17 protein-coding genes and 1 pseudogene are annotated in these 18,233 nt (G+C 65.1%); 7 read left to right on the top strand and 11 right to left on the bottom strand.

Features of this window, described 5'->3' with window-relative positions:
* Positions 1-52 precede the first annotated feature (52 nt).
* Positions 53-1,465 (top strand): MBOAT family protein, encoded by a 1,413-nt coding sequence (locus AAFO92_RS04855; RefSeq protein WP_347533531.1) that lies wholly within the window; start codon positions 53-55, stop codon positions 1,463-1,465.
* Positions 1,466-1,470: 5 nt separating this feature from the next.
* On the top strand, positions 1,471-2,529 hold the full coding sequence (locus tag AAFO92_RS04850; protein ID WP_347533530.1) for a hypothetical protein: 1,059 nt from the start codon (positions 1,471-1,473) through the stop codon (positions 2,527-2,529).
* Between the two features lie 6 nt (positions 2,530-2,535).
* Here the strand turns inward: AAFO92_RS04850 and AAFO92_RS04845 are convergent, their stop codons facing one another.
* A complete protein-coding gene (locus AAFO92_RS04845) occupies positions 2,536-3,120 on the bottom strand; it encodes an HNH endonuclease (RefSeq protein WP_347533529.1) in 585 nt (194 codons plus the stop codon).
* A gap of 167 nt (positions 3,121-3,287) precedes the next feature.
* On the opposite strand from AAFO92_RS04845, the gene AAFO92_RS04840 reads away from it, so the two are divergent.
* Entirely contained in the window at positions 3,288-3,719 is a 432-nt protein-coding gene (locus AAFO92_RS04840; protein WP_347533528.1) for a VOC family protein, read from the top strand.
* Positions 3,720-3,843: 124 nt separating this feature from the next.
* On the opposite strand, the gene AAFO92_RS04835 is transcribed toward AAFO92_RS04840, so the two are convergent.
* From AAFO92_RS04835 to AAFO92_RS04825, 3 genes are read right to left on the bottom strand one after another with little or no spacing between them, the layout of a single operon-like run.
* The gene (locus AAFO92_RS04835; RefSeq protein ID WP_347533527.1) at positions 3,844-4,509 is read right to left on the bottom strand and encodes an alpha/beta fold hydrolase; all 666 of its coding nucleotides are present in this window, start codon (positions 4,507-4,509) and stop codon (positions 3,844-3,846) included.
* On the bottom strand, positions 4,506-5,135 hold the full coding sequence (locus AAFO92_RS04830; RefSeq protein ID WP_347533526.1) for a DNA-3-methyladenine glycosylase 2 family protein: 630 nt from the start codon (positions 5,133-5,135) through the stop codon (positions 4,506-4,508). Before AAFO92_RS04830 ends, AAFO92_RS04835 begins: the two co-directional genes overlap by 4 nt.
* Entirely contained in the window at positions 5,132-5,863 is a 732-nt protein-coding gene (locus AAFO92_RS04825) for a cobalt-precorrin-6A reductase (protein WP_347533525.1), read from the bottom strand. The genes AAFO92_RS04830 and AAFO92_RS04825 overlap by 4 nt, the downstream gene beginning before the upstream one ends.
* A gap of 166 nt (positions 5,864-6,029) precedes the next feature.
* Here AAFO92_RS04825 and AAFO92_RS04820 point away from each other — a divergent pair, with 166 nt between their 5' ends.
* Positions 6,030-7,241 (top strand): MFS transporter, encoded by a 1,212-nt coding sequence (locus tag AAFO92_RS04820; RefSeq protein ID WP_347533865.1) that lies wholly within the window; start codon positions 6,030-6,032, stop codon positions 7,239-7,241.
* A gap of 119 nt (positions 7,242-7,360) precedes the next feature.
* Here AAFO92_RS04820 and AAFO92_RS04815 read toward each other — a convergent pair whose 3' ends face one another.
* From AAFO92_RS04815 to AAFO92_RS04795, 5 genes are all read right to left on the bottom strand, one after another.
* Entirely contained in the window at positions 7,361-8,134 is a 774-nt protein-coding gene (locus AAFO92_RS04815) for a squalene/phytoene synthase family protein (protein ID WP_347533524.1), read from the bottom strand.
* Positions 8,121-9,734: a citramalate synthase gene (gene cimA, locus AAFO92_RS04810; protein ID WP_347533523.1), complete on the bottom strand. Its 1,614-nt coding sequence runs from the start codon at positions 9,732-9,734 to the stop codon at positions 8,121-8,123. Before cimA ends, AAFO92_RS04815 begins: the two co-directional genes overlap by 14 nt.
* A 229-nt stretch (positions 9,735-9,963) precedes the next feature.
* A complete protein-coding gene (gene cysS, locus AAFO92_RS04805; protein ID WP_347533863.1) occupies positions 9,964-11,409 on the bottom strand; it encodes a cysteine--tRNA ligase in 1,446 nt (481 codons plus the stop codon).
* A gap of 235 nt (positions 11,410-11,644) precedes the next feature.
* A complete protein-coding gene (locus tag AAFO92_RS04800) occupies positions 11,645-12,559 on the bottom strand; it encodes a DMT family transporter (RefSeq protein WP_347533522.1) in 915 nt (304 codons plus the stop codon).
* A complete protein-coding gene (locus AAFO92_RS04795; protein WP_347533521.1) occupies positions 12,552-12,926 on the bottom strand; it encodes a VOC family protein in 375 nt (124 codons plus the stop codon). The genes AAFO92_RS04800 and AAFO92_RS04795 overlap by 8 nt, the downstream gene beginning before the upstream one ends.
* A gap of 82 nt (positions 12,927-13,008) precedes the next feature.
* On the opposite strand from AAFO92_RS04795, the gene soxR reads away from it, so the two are divergent.
* From soxR to AAFO92_RS04780, 3 genes are all read left to right on the top strand, one after another.
* Positions 13,009-13,479: a redox-sensitive transcriptional activator SoxR gene (gene soxR, locus AAFO92_RS04790; protein ID WP_347533520.1), complete on the top strand. Its 471-nt coding sequence runs from the start codon at positions 13,009-13,011 to the stop codon at positions 13,477-13,479.
* A 51-nt stretch (positions 13,480-13,530) separates the two neighbouring features.
* The gene (locus AAFO92_RS04785; protein WP_347533519.1) at positions 13,531-14,703 is read left to right on the top strand and encodes an aminotransferase class I/II-fold pyridoxal phosphate-dependent enzyme; all 1,173 of its coding nucleotides are present in this window, start codon (positions 13,531-13,533) and stop codon (positions 14,701-14,703) included.
* 246 nt (positions 14,704-14,949) lie between these two features.
* Positions 14,950-16,488 carry a trimethylamine methyltransferase family protein gene (locus AAFO92_RS04780; RefSeq protein WP_347533518.1) on the top strand — a complete coding sequence of 513 codons (1,539 nt, stop codon included), beginning with the start codon at positions 14,950-14,952 and terminating at the stop codon, positions 16,486-16,488.
* Between the two features lie 62 nt (positions 16,489-16,550).
* On the opposite strand, the pseudogene AAFO92_RS04775 reads toward AAFO92_RS04780, so the two are convergent.
* Positions 16,551-17,204 (bottom strand): annotated as a pseudogene (locus AAFO92_RS04775) (DUF1194 domain-containing protein); the annotation flags it as partial.
* 50 nt (positions 17,205-17,254) lie between these two features.
* Entirely contained in the window at positions 17,255-18,223 is a 969-nt protein-coding gene (locus tag AAFO92_RS04770; protein ID WP_347533517.1) for a DUF3179 domain-containing protein, read from the bottom strand.
* Positions 18,224-18,233: the final 10 nt, after the last annotated feature.

The raw sequence follows: 18,233 nt of genomic DNA, 5'->3' as shown, positions 1-18,233 counted from the left end.
GTAAGACATTGCATGCGATCCCGAACCCCTCGTTCCAAGCGGCACTCCTGACGTGACATTCGCCTCGATCCCCTTCCTGTTCTATTTCCTGCCCGTCTTTCTGGCGCTCTATTTCCTGCTGCCGTTCCGCAATCTGGTGTTCCTGGCGGGATCGCTGGTTTTCTACGCCTGGGGCGAGCCGGTCTTTATCCTGCTGCTGGTGGCGTCGATCAGTGTAAATCATGTGATCGCGCGCCTGCTGGCGAAGAACCGGACCCTGCCGGTACTGGCGCTTGGGGTCGCGGCGAACCTGCTGGCCCTTGGTGTGTTCAAATATGCCGGTTTCCTGTCCGAGGTGCTGCTGAGCGCGGTTGCAGGGACAGACAGCGACATTGCCCCGCTTGATCTGCACCTGCCGCTTGGCATTTCCTTCTACACGTTCCAGGCCATCAGCTTTCTGGTCGATATCTACCGCCGCGATGCCGAGGCGCCGCTGCGCTGGCTTGACACGGCGCTGTTCATCTCGATGTTTCCGCAGCTGATCGCCGGGCCGATCGTGCGGTTTCATACCCTGGCCGAGCAGATCACCAGCCGTACGCACAGCCTCGATCGCTTTGCCTCGGGGGCGCGCCAATTCACCCGCGGGCTGGCGCAGAAGATCCTGCTGGCCAACGCCTTCGGTCAAACGGCGGATGCGGCATTCGGCGCCGATCTGGCACAGCTTGGACCCGGCGCCGCCTGGCTGGGACTGGCCTGTTATACGCTGCAGATCTATTTCGATTTCGCAGGCTATTCCAACATGGCGCTTGGGCTGGGGCGGATGATGGGCTTTGACTTCCCCGAGAATTTCAACTTTCCCTACATGTCCCGCTCGGTCACCGAATTCTGGCGCCGCTGGCACATGTCGCTGTCGCGCTGGTTCCGCGAATACCTCTACATCCCGCTGGGCGGCAACCGCCACGGGCCTCTGCGCACCTATCTCAATCTCTGCATTGTCTTTCTGCTCTGCGGTTTCTGGCACGGGGCGGAATGGGCCTTTGTCATCTGGGGGGCATGGCACGGCGCCTTCCTGGTGCTGGAGCGCAGCCCGCTCGGCCGCCTGCTCACCGGCCTGCCGCTGCTCTTGCGCCACGCCTACCTGCTGCTGGTCGTCATGCTCGCCTGGGTGCCGTTCCGCACCGAGGATTGGGGCGATGCGCTGATCTATTTCGCGGCCCTCACGGGCCAGGGTGCCGGCGGGGTGACGCTGGATCAGATCTATGCTCCGCAGTTGGCCTTCCTGCTGCCCCTCGGGGCCGTCATCGCGGTCTGGCCGCTGATCGCCGAAAGCCGCCCCGCCGCCTGGATCGCCCGCCGGGGGGCGACGCTTGCGCATCCGGCACCGCGCGTTCTGCTGGAACCCGCCTGGGTCGCGGCGCTGCTGGTGCTCTGCGCGGCTGACCTGGCGACCGGCTCCTACAACCCGTTCATCTATTTCAGGTTCTGAACGCCATGTCGGATCGCCTGCACTCGGCCAAGAACCTTCTGACCGCGCTGAGCTTCGTGGCGCTGGTGGCCCTGCCCGTCCTGCTGCACCTGGCGCGGCAGAACCCGGTGGATGCCGGCGCCGAAAACCGACGACTTGCCCCGCCGCCCTCACTGGCCGGGATGCGTGCCGACTGGGCCGCATTCCCCGATACCGTCAATGCCTGGATGCGCGATCATTTCGGGATGCGCCGCACCTATCTGCAAATCGGGTTCGAGATGGACAAGGTGCTGCGCTCTTCCGCTGCGTTCAAGGCGGTGCGCGGCGATGACGGCTGGCTGTTCAACACGCTGAACGGCGCGCTGGCCCTGCACCGTGGCCTGCTGCCCTTTGCCGCCGGTGAGGCCGGCGCCTGGCTTGACGGGTTGGATCAGATCCAGGTCCGGGCCGAGGCCGCCGGCGCGGTCTTCATCGCCGCCATCGCCCCCAACAAGCACACCATCTACCCCGAATACCTGAGCGCCTATCCCCGCCGCGTCGCCGGCGAAACCCGGCTGGACGAGGTGCAGCGCCTCGCCCGGGCGCGCGGCCTGCCGCTGATCGATCTGCGCCCGGCGCTGTTGGCCGCGAAATCCGATACGAAAGTCTATTACCAGACCGACAGCCACTGGACCGACCTCGGGGCCTACCACGGTTTCCGGGAGCTGCGCCGCGCCCTGACCGACCGGGGCATCGCGGTGCCCGACATTCCGCAGGGCGCGCTGCGCCTGCGGCTCAAAGACGATTTCCGCGGGGATCTCTATGGCCTACTGGGTGAAGAAAACGGCGCGCCGGAAACCGTCACCCTGGTCAAACGCCCAGACCTGGCCGGCCCCAAGGCCGGCCGCATCCTCATTATCGGCGATTCCTTCACCGCGCAGATCAGGAAATATTTCGCGGCCACGTTCGAAACGGTCGACGTGATCGACAATGCCGCCGGCGCACCCGACCTCAGCCATCTGCGGCCCGGCGCCTATGATGTGGTGCTGTTCGAAATCGTCGAGCGGTATCTGAGCCGCCCGCTGACGCCCCGGAGCGGCAACTGACCAGTCTCAGGCCTGCAGCTCGGCATCCCAGTAGAGGAAATCCAGCCAGCTTTCATGCAGGTGGTTGGGCGGGAACTTACGCCCCTGGTTGCGCAGCTGCTCCGCCCCCGGCGCGCGCGGCGGCTTGCGCAGGCTCATCCCCGCACGCCGCAGGCTCTTCGCCCCCTTCTTCAGGTTGCACGGGCTGCACGCCGCCACCACGTTTTCCCAGCTGGTCACACCGCCATCGGCCCGCGGCACCACGTGGTCAAAGGTCAGATCCCCGCGTGCGCCGCAATACTGGCATTGGAATTCGTCCCGCAGAAATAAATTAAAGCGCGTGAAGGCCACGCGCTTTTGGGGTTTTACGTAATCTTTCAGAACGATCACCGACGGTATTCGGATCACCGTACTGGGGCTGCGAACGCAATGGTCATACTCGGCCACGATATCCACCCGGTCCAGATAGGCCGCCTTGACCGCCTCCTGCCAGGTCCACAGCGACAGGGGGTAATAGGATAGAGGCCTGTAATCGGCATTCAGGACCAGCGCCGGATGCTGTTTCAGCGCTGCAGGTTCCCTTACAAATTCGGTTCTGAATTCACCGTCCATTGACCGCTCCGTACCGATATTGAGACCACTATATCTCGTGTTTCGGGTCTGGCAACCCCAAGATAAGCCGTGCCTGTTGATGCATTGCTACGCAGCGATTGTGAGGATTCGGTGACAGTTATCCACAAGGGATGACACCGGCCCGCCCTAGCGCATAGAGTGAGGCCATGACATCTGACCCCCTGCACCGACCGCGCGCACCTTCCGCCGCCCTCGAAGCGGCGCTTTACGTGGACGATCTGGCCGCCGCCGAGCATTTCTACGGAACCATACTGGGCCTCGAAACCGTGGCCCGCGTCGCCGAGCGGCACATCTTCTACCGCGTCGGCAACACGATCCTGCTGATTTTCGACCCAACCGTCACCATCATTGGATCGGACAACCCGCAACTGCCGGTACCGGGACATGGCGCCCACGGCCCCGGACATTTCTGTTTCGCCGCCGACGCCGCCGAGATCACAGCCTGGCACGACTGGCTGATCGCGGCCCGAATACCGATCGAGGCTGATTTCCACTGGCCCAACGGCGCGCGGTCGATCTATTTCCGCGATCCGGCCGGCAACAGCCTGGAGATCGCCGAACCCCGGCTGTGGGAATGACACCGCAGACCGCCGCCCGGACATGACCTGTCACGGCGGCCCATGGCCCCGAGGAGGAGATCGGAGATCGACGACGAGACATGCGGCGTGCGCGGAACGCGCACTCAATCCGGCAGCGGCGCGGTCAGAGACCCAGCTTGTCGGTCATGAAGGCCAGTGCCACCTGCAGCCCGTCGGGCGCGATCCCGTGGCCGGTGCCCTTCATGATATGCGCATAGACATCCTGCCATCCGGCCTCCTGCAGGGCCTCCGCCGCCTGGGGCAGCGATTGCGGCGGCACCACGTCATCGGCATCGCCATGCACCAGCAGAACCGGCGGCCGGCTCAGCGTCTCGTCCTTCAACAGTTCAGGTGCCAGCAGCCTGCCGGAAAACGCGACGATCCCGGCAACCTCGTCCTCGCGCCGCGGCGCCACATGCAGCGCCATCATCGTGCCCTGGCTGAACCCGAACAACACCACCTGTTCCGGCAGCAGGTCCTCGTCGACCATCAGCGCATCGAGAAAGGCGTTCAGGTCTTCGGCGGCCGCGTTCAGCCCGCGCTCGGCCTCTTCCTCGCTGGACCCGTCGATCCAGGGGATCGGAAACCACTGCAATCCGAACGGCATTCCGGGGATGCTCTCGGGCGCATCCGGCGCCACGAACAGCGTATCGGGCATATGCTCGCCCAACGGGTCCGCAAGCCCCAGCAGATCGGCGCCGTTGGCGCCATATCCATGCAGGAAGACCACCACCGATTTCGTGGTTCCCGATAGTGGCTCGCGCCGCTCCGATTGCAATACCCGCGTCATCTGATCCCTTCCCTGTCCTTTGCCACCCGGTAGTAGGCCCAAAGTATCCGGGCGGCAACCGATCTCCATGGCTGCCACGCCTCGGCCATCCGGCGCAATTCCTTCTCGCGCGGCCTTTCCGGCAGATCGTAGAGGATCCGCGCGGCCTCCTGCAGCGCCAGATCCCCCGGCGCGAACACATCCGCCCGACCCAGCGAGAACATCGCGTAGATCTCGGCAGTCCAGACACCAATCCCGGGAACGCGGGTCAGCGTTGCAATGACATCTGCATCAGGCGCGTCCCGCAACCCCTTGAAATCAATACGTGCCCTGGCAAGCTCCCTGGCATAGCGGATTTTCTGCCGGCTCAGCCCGACAGCACGCAACTCGTCGTCGCCGGCGCGCGCGATCTGGCGCGGCCCGGTCAGGCGCGCGGCCTTCATCCGCCCCCAGATCGCGCTGGCCGAGGCCACGCTGACCTGCTGGCTGACAATCGCGCTCAGAAGCTCCGCAAACCCGTCCGGGCGGCGCCTGAGCGGCAGCTTGCCGGTCAGATCACAGGCATGGGACAGGCGCGGACATACCCGGCGCAATGCCTCAACCCCTTCGGCCACGCAGGCATCGGTTTCGATGATCCGGCCCGTCACTGGCCCGCCACCCAGTCCAGCGCCGCCTCGGCATCGTGCACAACCGGCGCGTCAGGCAAGGCAGGCCGGTTTATCATCGCGACCCGAAGCCCCAGTTCACGCGCCGCCGTCAGCTTGGTGGCCGACGCCCTGCCGCCCGCGTTTTTCACCACCAGCCAATCAACCCCAAGCGCCGCGAAAAGGTCTTGCTCCTGGGCCACCGAAAACGGCGGCGTCCCCACCAGAAATCGCCCGTTCTCAAAGGGAAACTCCCTGTCCGGCGGCTCGATCTGGCGGCAGATCAGATGGCAGCTCCGCAGGTTGGCGAACCGGTCCAGCGTCGGTCGCCCCGTGGCCAGAAACACCGTGCTGCCCGGTGCGATGTGGTGCGCCGCCTCCTCCTCGCGGTCGATCAGATGCCATCGATCCCCGGGCCGGGCCTGCCAGGGTGGCCGCTGCGCCAGGCAATAGGCAATTCCCGCCTCGGCACAGATCCGGGCCGACCGGGCCGAAATGCGCGCGGCAAACGGGTGGGTGGCATCCAGAACCGCCGTGATCGCCTGCGATGCCAGAAAGGCACGAAACCCCGCGTCACCGCCAAATCCGCCGACACGGCACGGCAGCCCGCCAGCCACGTCCGGCGTCCGCGTGCCCCCGGCCAGCGAGACAATCACATCGATGTTTCGGCCGTCCAGCCGGCGGGCAATTTCCTGCGCCAGCCCGGTTCCGGCAAGCAAGAGCAATGTCATGCCCCTTCATGTCCGTCCGGGCGCCGAATCGCAAGCCATTGTCGGGCCACGGTTTTGCCGCCGATTGTGCTTGCAGCGGCCCGGCCATCCGCATAGCTCTGGGCGCATGACTTCGCCCGATCCCATCCAGACACCGATCGAGTCACCCTCGCCGATGGCGGGACGCATGCGCGGCAAGCGCACGGACGATCAGCGCGCCTGGCGCAACGTCCGGGTTCTGGTTCTGGCGCAGGCTTTACTCGGTGCGCAAATGGCGATGATGTTCGTCGTGGGCGGGCTGGCAGGCCAGACCCTGGCCAGCAATGTCTGCTTCGCCACACTGCCGATATCGCTGATCGTCCTGGGGTCGATGGTCGCGGCCACGCCGCTATCGTCGATCATGCAGAAATGGGGCCGCAAGGCCGGGTTCTTCATCGGCACGGGCGCCGGCGCGCTTGGCGGGGCGATCGGCGCCTACGGGCTGCTGCTCTCGTCTTTCCCGGTCTTCCTGCTGGGCAGTTTCATCAGCGGCATCTACATGTCGGCGCAGGCCTTCTACCGCTTTGCCGCCGCCGACACCGCCAGCGATGCGTTCCGGCCCAAGGCGATCTCCTACGTGATGGCCGGCGGACTGGCCAGCGCGGTGATCGGGCCGCAACTGGTCAAGCTCACCTCGCAGGCGATGGTCATTCCCTTCATGGGCACCTATGTGGCGATCGTGGCACTGAATATTCTGGGCGCGCTGCTGTTTTTCTTCCTCGACATTCCCAAACCGACCCCGCCCGACGCCAACGGCCCCAAGGGCCGAAGCCGGATGGAGCTTCTGAAAACGCCGCGCATCGCGGTGGCCGTGATCTGCGCCACGGTATCCTACGCGCTGATGAACCTGGTGATGACCTCGACCCCGCTGGCGGTTGTGGGCTGCGGATTTACCGAAGGCAACGCTGCCGACATCGTTACCGGCCACGTCCTGGCAATGTTCGCGCCCTCGTTCTTCACCGGTCACCTGATCGCGCGGTTCGGCGTCGAGAAGATCGTCGCCCTGGGCCTGCTGATCCTTGCCGGGGCCGGTTTCGTCGCCCTGCAGGGGGTCGCGCTGGAAAACTTCTTCATCGCGCTGATCCTGCTGGGGCTGGGCTGGAATTTCGGGTTCATCGGCGCCACCACGATGCTGGCCGCGGCCCATGAACCGCACGAACGCGGCCGCATGCAGGGGCTCAATGACCTGCTGGTATTCGGCGGGGTGACGCTGGCGTCACTGTCCTCGGGCGGGCTGATGAACTGCTCGGGCGGGGATGCCCAGACCGGCTGGATGTCGGTCAACCTGGCGATGGCGCCGTTTCTGGTTCTGGCCGGCGGCGCACTGATCTGGCTGGCGCTGCGGCCCAAGGAGGCCTGACGCGGCCGCCCATGCAAAGGGCTCTGCCGCAAGATCGGCCAAGAGCGGCCCGAGGAGGAAGCCGGAGGCTGACGACGAGAGATGATGCGTGCGCGCAAGCGCACTCCTTTTGACCGCCGTTACCAGCGGCCGCTGCCCGCCCGCACCATCAGCATCAGCCGCGACAGAAACGGCGCGGGCTCCAGCGCGCCCTGTGCCACCCGGCCCGGCCGCGCCGCCGCGCGCGACAGGATGCCACCGCTCTGCCAGAGCGGCAGCAGCGCCGGGCGCGCTGCGGCCGACACGCCAGCGCGGGACGCGCGGGCGCGGCGCAGGCGCGCCAAACCCTCCGCGGCCAGCACCCTGACCGCATCGGGCCGGCCATCGGGTAACGGCACCCTGCCGGCCTGTTCCAGCGCGGGAATGGCGCGCAGCCAGTTGGCCAGCCCCTGTGCAAAACCGGCATCCCGGATCACCGCCTCCTCGGCATCGCCAAGCGCGCGGGCGGCGGCCAGCATCAGGTTGCCCGCCGTCTTGTCCAGGTAATCGCGGAAATGCGCCTCGTCCTCGAACGGATCGCGATAGATGTCCCACCGGCGCGCCGCCACCAGCGCGTCCAGCAGCCCGGCACCCTCGGCATCAAGCACCTCAGCCAGCGGCGTCACCACCTCGTGCCGCCGCACCGTGCCGCCCTTGCGGATTTCCTCCAGCGCGTCGCGCCACCATTGCAGACGCATCTCGGCAATCATCGGCTCCTGCGTCACCCAGGGCGCGCGCGCGACCTCGACGTTGAAGGCATAGACCGGGAACAGCACCGCCCGTGCCGCCACCGGCGCGGCCATCGCCGCCATGAACCGCTCTGGATCGGCGCGCCGGACCAGATCGGCGCAGGCGTGGAGGTCAGCCGTCTGCACGCAGCAGCTTCCAGTTGATCGCGTCCAGCAGCGCCTCGAACGAGGCATCGACGATGTTCGGGCTGACCCCCACGGTCGACCAGCGACGCCCCTGCCCGTCCTCGCTGTCGATGATGACGCGGGTCACCGCCTCGGTGCCGCCTTGCGTGATCCGTACCTTGAAATCCACCAGCCGCATGTCCTCGATCTGGTCCTGGTACCGGCCCAGATCCTTGGCCAGCGCCTTGGCCAGCGCGTTCACCGGGCCGCGGTCGCTGCCTTCGACATCCATCGACTCGGAAACCGACAGCTTCTTTTCGCCATCGATCTTGACCACGACCACCGCCTCGGACAGCGATATCATGTTGTTATACTTGTTCTTTCGCCGCTCAACCGTGACCTTGTAGCGCTTGACCTCGAAAAACTCCGGCATCATGCCCAACTCGGCCCGCGCCAGCAGTTCGAAAGACGCCTGCGCGCTGTCATAGGTGTATCCCCGCGCCTCGCGCACCTTGATCCGGTCCAGGATGCGCGGCAGCGCCGGGTTGTCCTTGTCCACCTCCAGCCCGGCCTCGGCCAGCCGCTTGCGCAGGTTCGACTGGCCGGCCTGGTTCGACATCGGGATGATCCGCGCATTGCCCACGGCCTGCGGGTCGATATGTTCATAGGTCGTGGGATCCTTGAGGATCGCGCTGGCATGCAGGCCGGCCTTGTGGGCAAAAGCCGAGGCACCGACATAGGCCGCCTGCCTGAGCGGCACGCGGTTGAGGATGTCATCCAGTTGCCGACTGGCATGGGTGAGCCCGGTCAGCGCCTCCTGGCTGATGCCGGTTTCGAACCGGCTGGCATAGGGTTCTTTCAGCAAGAGCGTCGGAATGAGGGCGGTCAGGTTGGCATTGCCGCAGCGTTCGCCCAGCCCGTTCAGCGTGCCCTGCACCTGTCGCGCACCGGCGTCGATGGCGGCAAGGCTGCCCGCCACCGCGTTCTCGGTATCGTTGTGGGTGTGGATGCCCAGGTGATCTCCCGGAATGCCCGCGCCGATGACCGCGCGGGTGATCTGCCGGATTTCATCGGGCAACGTGCCGCCATTTGTATCGCACAGCACGACCCAGCGGGCACCGGCCGCATGTGCGGCTTTTACCGCCTCGATCGCGTAACCGGGATTGGACTTGTAGCCGTCAAAGAAATGCTCGGCATCAAACAGCGCCTCGCGGCCCATGCCCACGATATGTTCGACCGAGCGGGCGATATTCTCGATGTTTTCCTCAAGCGAGATGCCAAGCGCGGTTTCGACGTGGAAATCATGGGTCTTGCCCACCAGGCAGACCGCCTGCGTCCCCGCATTCATCACCGCGGCCAGCACCTCGTCATTGGCGGCGGAGCGCCCGGCGCGCTTGGTCATGCCAAACGCGGTCAGGCGTGCGCGGGTCGCGGGGGCGGCATCGAAGAACTCGCTGTCGGTCGGGTTCGCCCCGGGCCAACCGCCCTCGATGTAATCCACGCCAAGCGCATCGAGCGCCCTTGCGATCTGGTGTTTTTCAGGGGTCGAGAACTGCACGCTTTGCGTCTGCTGCCCGTCCCGCAGGGTGGTGTCGTAGAGGTAGAGGCGTTCGAGGGTCATCTATTCGCCTCGCGACAGAGGGCCGCGCCCAACCCTGGGTGGGCGCATACAACATTCAATCGTGGTAAACCGGCGTCACGCTGCACAATACAGCTTCGGCGCGGAACCGCATCCATGCGCCCTCCCGTCACGCCAGAGGCGTGCCAATGGTGAGCGGCGCACCTCCGGTGCGACGGGAGGGTCGGGCGCGGCCCGGCGATGCCGGGCAGAACGGTAGCAACCGGTAGCATCATTTCAACGCCTCCAGTTTCGACGGATCGAAATTGACGCTTGGCCTTAACTCAACGCGGTCTTTGCTCATTCGAACTTCTAACCCGGCGTCAACGAGAGCAGCCTTTAGATTGTCCACTGTCGAGAAGTCTTTGGTTTCCAACGCGCGGACTCGTTCCTCCGCCAAACGCGTCGTCAATTGCTCCAAATTTGCGGTCGCGGGTTTCGCGCGCACTAGCTTACCCAATTCGAGTAAGTCAATCCCAAGTAACGACGTGCTTGCAACAAACTTCTGTCTTTCCTCAAGTTGTTCATCATCCGTCAGCCGGAGAAATTCAGAACTGTCATCTACATAGCGCGCAAACGACTTGAGACGCGTGATAGCTAGCGACGTATTGAGATCATCTGCCAATGCTTTGACTACATCGTCATCTGGATTTGCGTTTCGATTAGCGCCATCCAGAAGTTCATGATCGACTGAGATAGTGGTAGCCCAATAGTCCAGCTCACGAGCTGCTTCTCGCCTTTTTTGTTCGGTCCAGTCCATCGGCTTGCGGTAATGCGTACTCAAGAAAACAAATCGGATTACCTCGCCCGGGATCCCCTGGTCCAGCAGATCCCGCACGGTAAAGAAATTGCCCAAGCTCTTGGACATCTTCTTGCCCTCGACCTGCAGCATCTCGTTATGCATCCAGACCTGTGCGAAGCCGCCCTCGGGATGGGCGCAGCAGCTTTGCGCGATCTCGTTTTCGTGGTGCGGGAACATCAGGTCGTTGCCGCCGCCGTGGATGTCGAAGGACTCGCCCAGCAATTCATAGGCCATGGCCGAGCACTCGATATGCCAGCCCGGCCGCCCGCGGCCCCAGGGACTGTCCCAACCCGGCAGATCGTCCGAGGACGGCTTCCACAGCACAAAATCCATCGGGTCTTCCTTGTAGGGCGCCACCTCGACTCGGGCACCGGCGATCATGTCGTCGACCGACCGGCCCGAGAGGGCGCCATACGCCTCGTATGACCGCACCCGAAAGAGCACATGGCCTTCCGCCGCATAGGCATGACCGTCGGCGATCAGCTTTTCGATCATCTTGACCATCTGCGGAATGAACTCGGTCGCGCGCGGCATCGCATCGGGCTCCAGCGCGCCCAGTTCGCCCATGTCATCCAGGAACCACTGCGTCGTCTCGGCGGTGATGTCGCCGATCGGCCGCCCGGTCTCGGCCGCCCGCGCATTGATCTTGTCATCCACATCGGTGAAGTTGCGGGCATAGGTCACCTGCTCCGCCCCGTAGACATGGCGCAAGAGCCGGTAGAGCACGTCGAACACCACCACGGGCCGCGCATTGCCCAGATGCGCCCGGTCATAGACGGTCGGGCCACAGACATACATCCGCACATTCTTGTCATCGAGGGGCGTGAACGCCTCTTTCTTGCGGGTCTTGGTGTTGTGCAGTCTGATCGTCGTCATGGCGTCCTCACACGCAGGCAGTTGCGGCGGGCTTACCAACTTCGATCATGGATTTGAATGAGAAAGAACGGCCCGCCTGAGTTATCTCAGCAGGGAATGCAGCAAATGATGCAGATGGTCCGTGTCATGGCCCTGTCTTAGCGCAGGAAGGTCACACGGGGCAAGCACGGAAATCGCCGCCCGATCGCGCCCGGGTGGGTGGGTGGGGGCGCGTGAGGGCGGCGATCCCGTCTGGTCAGGCGGGACAATCAGCTCGTTTGACCGCCGGTTGCAGTTGCGCCCGCACGGTCAAAGCGATGCCAATGGCGATGATCGCCGCACCGGCCCATGTGGCGGCGCCATAGACCTCGCCCAGCAACAGCGTGCCGCTGGCCAGCCCCACCGCCGCGGCGACATACCCGATCTGGCTGAGCAGGACCGGCCCACCCAGTTTCTGCAGCCGGAAATAGGCCGGGAACATCAGGCCCGCGGCAACGGCCTGCACGATCGTGGCCAGCGGCAGTTCGCGCAGCGGCGCCAGCGGCAGATCGCCCGACAGGCCAAACTGCAGCGCGACATAGGCCAGGATCGCCCAGCTGTGGCTCCAGAAGGCCAGCGCCGCCGGATGCGCCCCCTCGGGCCAGTCAAGGGTGCGATAGACATTGCCCAGGGCCAGTGCAACGGGGATGCCAAAGGCCAGCAGGCTCCAGACGATCGCGCCTTCGATACTGCCCCGGCCCAACGCCACCAGCGCCGCGCCAGCCAGCCCCAGGCCAATTCCATAGAGGCCCAACCGGCCGGGGATCTTCAGCCCCGCAAGCGCCGTCAGCCCCAGCGTGACGACGGGCGACAGGGCAAACATCAGCCCGGCATAGCCCGCCCCGACACGCGGGATCAGGAAGAACACCAACGCGTTGACCAGCGCAAAGGACAGCAACCCCGAGATCACCGTGTAGCGCAGCATCTGCCCGCGCGGCAGACGCAGGCGCCGCTGCAGGATCAGCCCCGGCAACAGCAGCCCCGCCGCCCCCAGCGACACAACCAGCGCCCAGATCAGTGGCGACACACCGGCGCCCGCCGCCAGCTTGCCCAGCGGAAAATTCAGCCCGAACAGCCCGCCGGTATAGAGTAACAGCAGCACGCCCTGCCTGTTCGATCCTGCCTCAGTCATAATGCACCACCTCGAATTCGATCCCGTCGGGGCCGTCGAAATAGAACCGCACGCCCGGTTCGTAGTCACCGTGGTTATGCGGCGTGTACCCCGCCGCCTTGACCCGCGCCTCGGTCGCGTCGATGTCGTCGACAACCACGCCGACATGGTTGAGCCCGGCCACACGGGTATAACGCGTGCCTTCGGGGTTGAGCTCGTAGGCCGGCGCGTAAAGTGCCAGATAGCTGTCATCGTCCCCGACATGCACGGTGTAGCCATCATTCATCGCGGCCCCCTCCCATCGGATATGCCAGCCGAACAGCTCACACAGGATGGCTGAACTGGCCTTGGGGTCCGGGACGGTGATGTTCACGTGTTCAAGTTTCATGGATCATTCCTTTCGTTGTTGATTCTTCTTGAAAACCAACCTAATTCTTCAAGTTAACTTTAACTCAATAGAGAAAATTCATATGCCTGACAGGCACTTGGCGAAACGCGGTTTGACGATCGGCTACGTGTCTGACCGAACCGGCCTGCCGCAATCCGCCATTCGCTACTATGAGGATGAAGGGCTGGTCGCGCCCGACCGCAACGAAAGCGGCCACCGGCGCTATGCCCGCGCAGATATCAGGCGGCTCAGTTTCGTGATGATCTCGCAGGGCCTGGGCTTTTCGATTGCCGAGATCCGAGAGGCGCTCAGCGCCCTGCCCGAACACCGCACCCCCAACAAGTCGGACTGGGCGCGGATATCGCGCCGTTTCGGCGCCGTACTGGACGCCCGTATTGCGCAGATGCAACTGCTCAGGGCGCGGCTGGACGGCTGCATCGGCTGCGGCTGCCTCTCGCTCAAGACCTGCGCGCTCTATAACCGCCGCGACCGCGTGGCGCGCAAGGGGGCCGGCCCGCGTTATCTGATGGGCGATCCGGTCGAATTGGATTGACAAACCTGCCCTTGGCTGGCTCGGTGCGCGCCAGTGCTACGGAGGGTTTTCATGCAGTTGTCAAAGCGGATTACCGGCCTGACCGGCGGCGGTTCGGACGGGTGGGATGTCTATTATCGCGCCAAACAGATGCACAGGGATGGCAAGGACATCACCCATCTGACCATCGGCGAACATGACATCGGCACGGACCGGTCGATCCTGGACGCCATGCACGCGGCCGCCCTGGCCGGCCATACCGGATATGCGATGTTCAACGGCAATACCAACCTGCGTGAACGGGTCGCGGCACGGGTGACCGAACGCACCGGCGTCAGGACCACGCCCGACAACGTGCTGATCACGCCCGGCGGCCAATCGGGGCTGTTTGCCACCCACAGCGCCACCTGCGACGAGGGTGACAAGGCGCTCTTCATCGACCCCTTCTATGCCACCTATCCCGGCACCATCCGCGGCGTCGGGGCCGCGCCGGTCGCCATCCAGGCCAGGGCCGACAGGCTGTTTCAACCCGATCCCGCGGATATTGCCGCCCGCGCGGACGGGGCAAAGAGCCTGCTCGTCAATTCGCCCAACAACCCCACCGGGGTGATCTATTCACGGGAAACGATGGAAGGCATCGCGCGGGTCTGCCGGGACCATGCGCTCTGGCTGATCTCGGACGAGGTCTATGACACCCAGGTCTGGCATGGTGAACATCTGAGCCCGCGGATGCTGCCCGGGATCGAGGCACAGACGCTGGTGATCGGGTCGCTGTCGAAAAGCCATGCCATGACCGGCAGCCGGCTGGGCTGGGTGATCGGCCCGGAAGAGGCGATTGCGCATATCGGCAACTTGGCGACCCACACAACCTACGGCGTGCCGGGTTTCATCCAGGAGGCCGCCTGTTTCGCCCTGGATCAGGGGCCCGCGTTCGAGGCCGCGGTGGCCGCGCCGTTCCGCCGCCGTCGCGACCTGGTCTTGCAGCTGGTCGAGGGGCAGAACACCGTTCGCGCCATACCGGCGGAGGGGGCGATGTATGTCATGCTCGACATCCGCGCCACCGGTCTGAGCGGAGAGGCGTTTGCCAACCGGCTTCTTGATGCGCATCACGTGGCGGTCATGCCCGGCGAAAGCTTTGGCACGGCGGCCGCAGGTCATGTGCGCGTGGCACTGACCGTGGCCGACGACCGCCTGGCCGAAGCGGTCGGGCATATCCTGTCGCTGGCGGCCAGCCTGGCCGGGTGATTCTCCGGCATTTCGGGGATTTCGAGGTCCGTTTGCGACATTGGTCGCTATTGGCATAGACTGAAGCCACGGAATCGTGCCGTTTGCACGTGTCAGGGCTTAGGGAGGATCTGGCGATGGACCCAAGCTGCAAGATTGCAGTGGTCATTCGCACCATCGGCGCATGCCGTGGGCGCGCGGCGCGCGGCAGGCCGTCGCGGGGCTGATTTTCACCCCAACGACAACCTGCCACAGGAATCAAAGACCATGACAGCCCCCGTTTCCCGCCGCGCCGGCGGCCGCGCCGCCCGTAAAGCCAGCCGCGAAGCCCCCTTGTCCGATGCCGAACGCCCGATTCAGCCGGGCATGTCGGGCGGCGCCTACAAACCGCTCAGCCCAGAGCAGATCGAGAATATCCACGAGGCCGCGCTCAGGGCGCTTGAGACCATCGGCCTTGCCGACGCACCCGAAAGCGGTGTGGCGCACCTGACCGGTGCCGGTGCCATCCAGGGCGATGACGGGCGCATACGCTTTCCCCGCACGGTGGTCGAGGACGCGCTGAAGAAAGCCTGCAAGAAGATCACCCTGCATGGCCGCGACCCGCGCCATGACATGCAGCTCTGGGGTACGCGCGTGCATTACGGCACCGCCGGCGCCGCGGTGCACATGGTCGATGTCCGTGGCCGCGAATACCGCGACAGCACGGTGCAGGACCTGCACGATGCCGCGCGCATCTGCGACCGGCTGGACAATATCCATTTCGTGCAACGCCCGATGGTCTGCCGCGACATCGCCGATAACCGCGAGATGGACCTGAACACGATCTACGCCTGCTGTTCGGGCACCACCAAGCATATCGGCACCTCCTTCACCGAGCCCGGTTTCGTGGCCCCGGCGCTGGAGTTGCTGCACATGATCGCGGGCGGCGAAGACGCCTGGCGCGCGCGGCCCTTCGTGTCGAACTCGAACTGTTTCGTCGTGCCGCCGATGAAATTCGCCACCGAGGCCTGCGAGGTCATGGAACGCTGCATCGAGGGCGGCATGCCGGTGCTGCTGCTGAGCGCGGGCATGGCCGGGGCCACGGCACCGTCGACCATCGCGGGCGCCATCGTGCAGGCCACCGCGGAATGCCTGGCCGGGCTGGTCTATGTCAATGCCGTCAGGCCCGGCCACCCGGCGATCTTCGGCACCTGGCCCTTCGGCCTCGACCTGCGCAGCGGCGCGATGACCGGCGGCTCGGGCGAACAGGCGCTGCTCAGCGCGGGCTGCGCCCAGATGCACCAGTATTACGGCCTGCCCGGCGGTGCGGTGGGCGGGATCACCGATGCCAAGCTGCCCGACATGCAGGCCGGGTGGGAGGCGATGTGCTCGAACGTGATGGCGGGCCTGGCGGGGCTCAACATGGTGTACGAGGCCGCGGGAATGCACGCTTCGCTGTTGGGGTTCTGTCATGAATCGCTCATTCTGGGCGATGACCTGATCGGCCATGCCATGCGCTGCGTGCGGGGGATCGAGGTCAATGACGTGACGATGGCGCTCGATCAGATTGCCGAGGTCTGCATGGGTGGTCCGGGCCATTACCTGGGCACCGACCAGACCCTGCTGCGGATGCAGTCGGATTATGTCTACCCGGCGCTTGGCAACCGGATGAGCCCCAAGGAATGGGGTGAAAGTGACAAGCCCGACCTGATCGAAAACGCGATCGCCCGCAAGGAACGCATCCTGTCGGAACCGTCTGCCGCCCGGTTCGACCCGATGCTGGATGCCGAAATCCGCAAGGCCTTCAACATCCACCTGCCCGCCTGACGGGTGACATCATGCGGCTGATCGGCCTTTGGGGGCCGGTCAGCGGCAACGGGCGCCAGTTCGCGCGCCAGCTTGCGCCGCATCGCGCGGGCAAAATCACCGTGCCGGGCAACGCTCATTACAAAGGCTCCCGGCCCGCCGGCCACATGGGCCCGGTAATAGCCGGCCAGGCCGCGGTCCCCATCTTCGATCACGAGGCCGTTGATCGTGATCCCCGCCAGCACCGCCAGATCGCGCGCCGCGCCGGGAGACGGCCCAGAATTGTGCCGCGAATCCCCCGATATGTCGATTTTCAGCTGCTGCCCTGCAAAGGTGTTTTGTGCGAAAAGGCGGGTGGAATAGGTGATGGCGTCGCTGATCGACGTGCCTCGGCCGGCGCCCCGCCGGGGTGCAGCGGCCACCTTATCGGCGAAAGCCATTACATCCGCCGCATCGCGCAGCCGGTGCCAGCCCACCGCCTGACGGTTGCGGCTACCTAGGCTCCAATGCACCAGCGTGACGGCCACGCCGCCGGGCTGGTCCTGAACCGCGCGCAGAATGTCGGGATGCCGCAGGGCCCGGGCGATGCCCTGCATCTGCAAATGGTATTCAGCGTCACTGACGCTGATCGAGCTGTCCACCGCCAGAACCAGTTCGACACCGACCGGCACGCGCGTCTGCGCCCAGCAGGTGTTGGCGGTGCCGATGATCAGCAGTAAGAGTGCCCGAACGAACATGGCCAAGTTGGGACATGACCGGAGCAACAGGTCAAGGATTGCCGGCCCGCCTAACGCCCCACCATCCAGATCCCGTCCGGCCAGAAGGCGTGGAACGCGAAGGCGAACATCACGTCATGCACAACGTCGCGCCCCCGGCTGTCACGCACCCGCACGGTGCCCACGTCGCGGCCCCTGGCGATCACCGCGTTGTCCAGTGCCGAAGCCTGCCCGGCCTCCCAACTGATGCTGACACCGGCCTCTTGCAGACCGCCCTGCACCCTGATCCGGCTGAGCGGCCAGGCGCGCCTGCCCACCCGGACCACCCGTGCCAGCGGCGAGATCCCATGCGGCGGCATCTCGCCGCTGAAGAACATCGGCCGGTTGCGGCTGTCATACCCGGCATAGGGGTTGCGCCCGTAGTGGCGCGAGAATCCCGGTTGTGCCATCACCAGCCCGTCGGGGTTGCGGGCCCTGAACTGTCCCCAGCTTTCCATCCAGCCGGGCAACATCCTGAGCCTGGCGCCGGTCAGGTCGCCCACGATCGCCTCGCCGGTGGCCTGCTGCCACCAGCTTTCGGTCTCTCGGTCATACATCACCATGTCCGAGTGCCGGAGCTTGCCCGACACCCCGAAGCTGAGCGTGCCCTTTGCCGTCCGCCGGTCGAAGGTGATGCCCGAGTTGCACAAGGGACAGAAGGTGACCGCGATGGGGATACCGCCCACAATATCATTGATGATCTCGTGATAGGTCAGGTATCGGATCGGATAGGCGCGCGGCGTGGCCTTGCCGATCTCGACCGTCATGACGGGCTCCGCCTCGTTGATCCGGGTCTCGTTGCGGGCGCGCAGGAACCGCGGATCGCTGATCGCAGGGATGCCATCCCGCGGTGGCCCGCCATCAAGGATTTCCGACCAGTTGTCGACGCTGTTGATCGCGAAATTCGTCCTGGGCCATTCGTTTCGCCAGATATCCGGCCCGGCCTGGGCCAGCCCGGTGAGAAACGCCAGAAAAACCGCCACAAGTGTCAGGAAACGCATTCGCATATCT

Origin of the sequence: Roseovarius sp. CAU 1744 (assembly GCF_039839345.1) — a bacterium.
In the GTDB taxonomy this organism is placed as follows: Bacteria; Pseudomonadota; Alphaproteobacteria; order Rhodobacterales; family Rhodobacteraceae; genus Roseovarius.
Note: the sequence above shows the minus strand (reverse complement) of the source record. Positions and strands in the feature narration are given on the sequence as shown.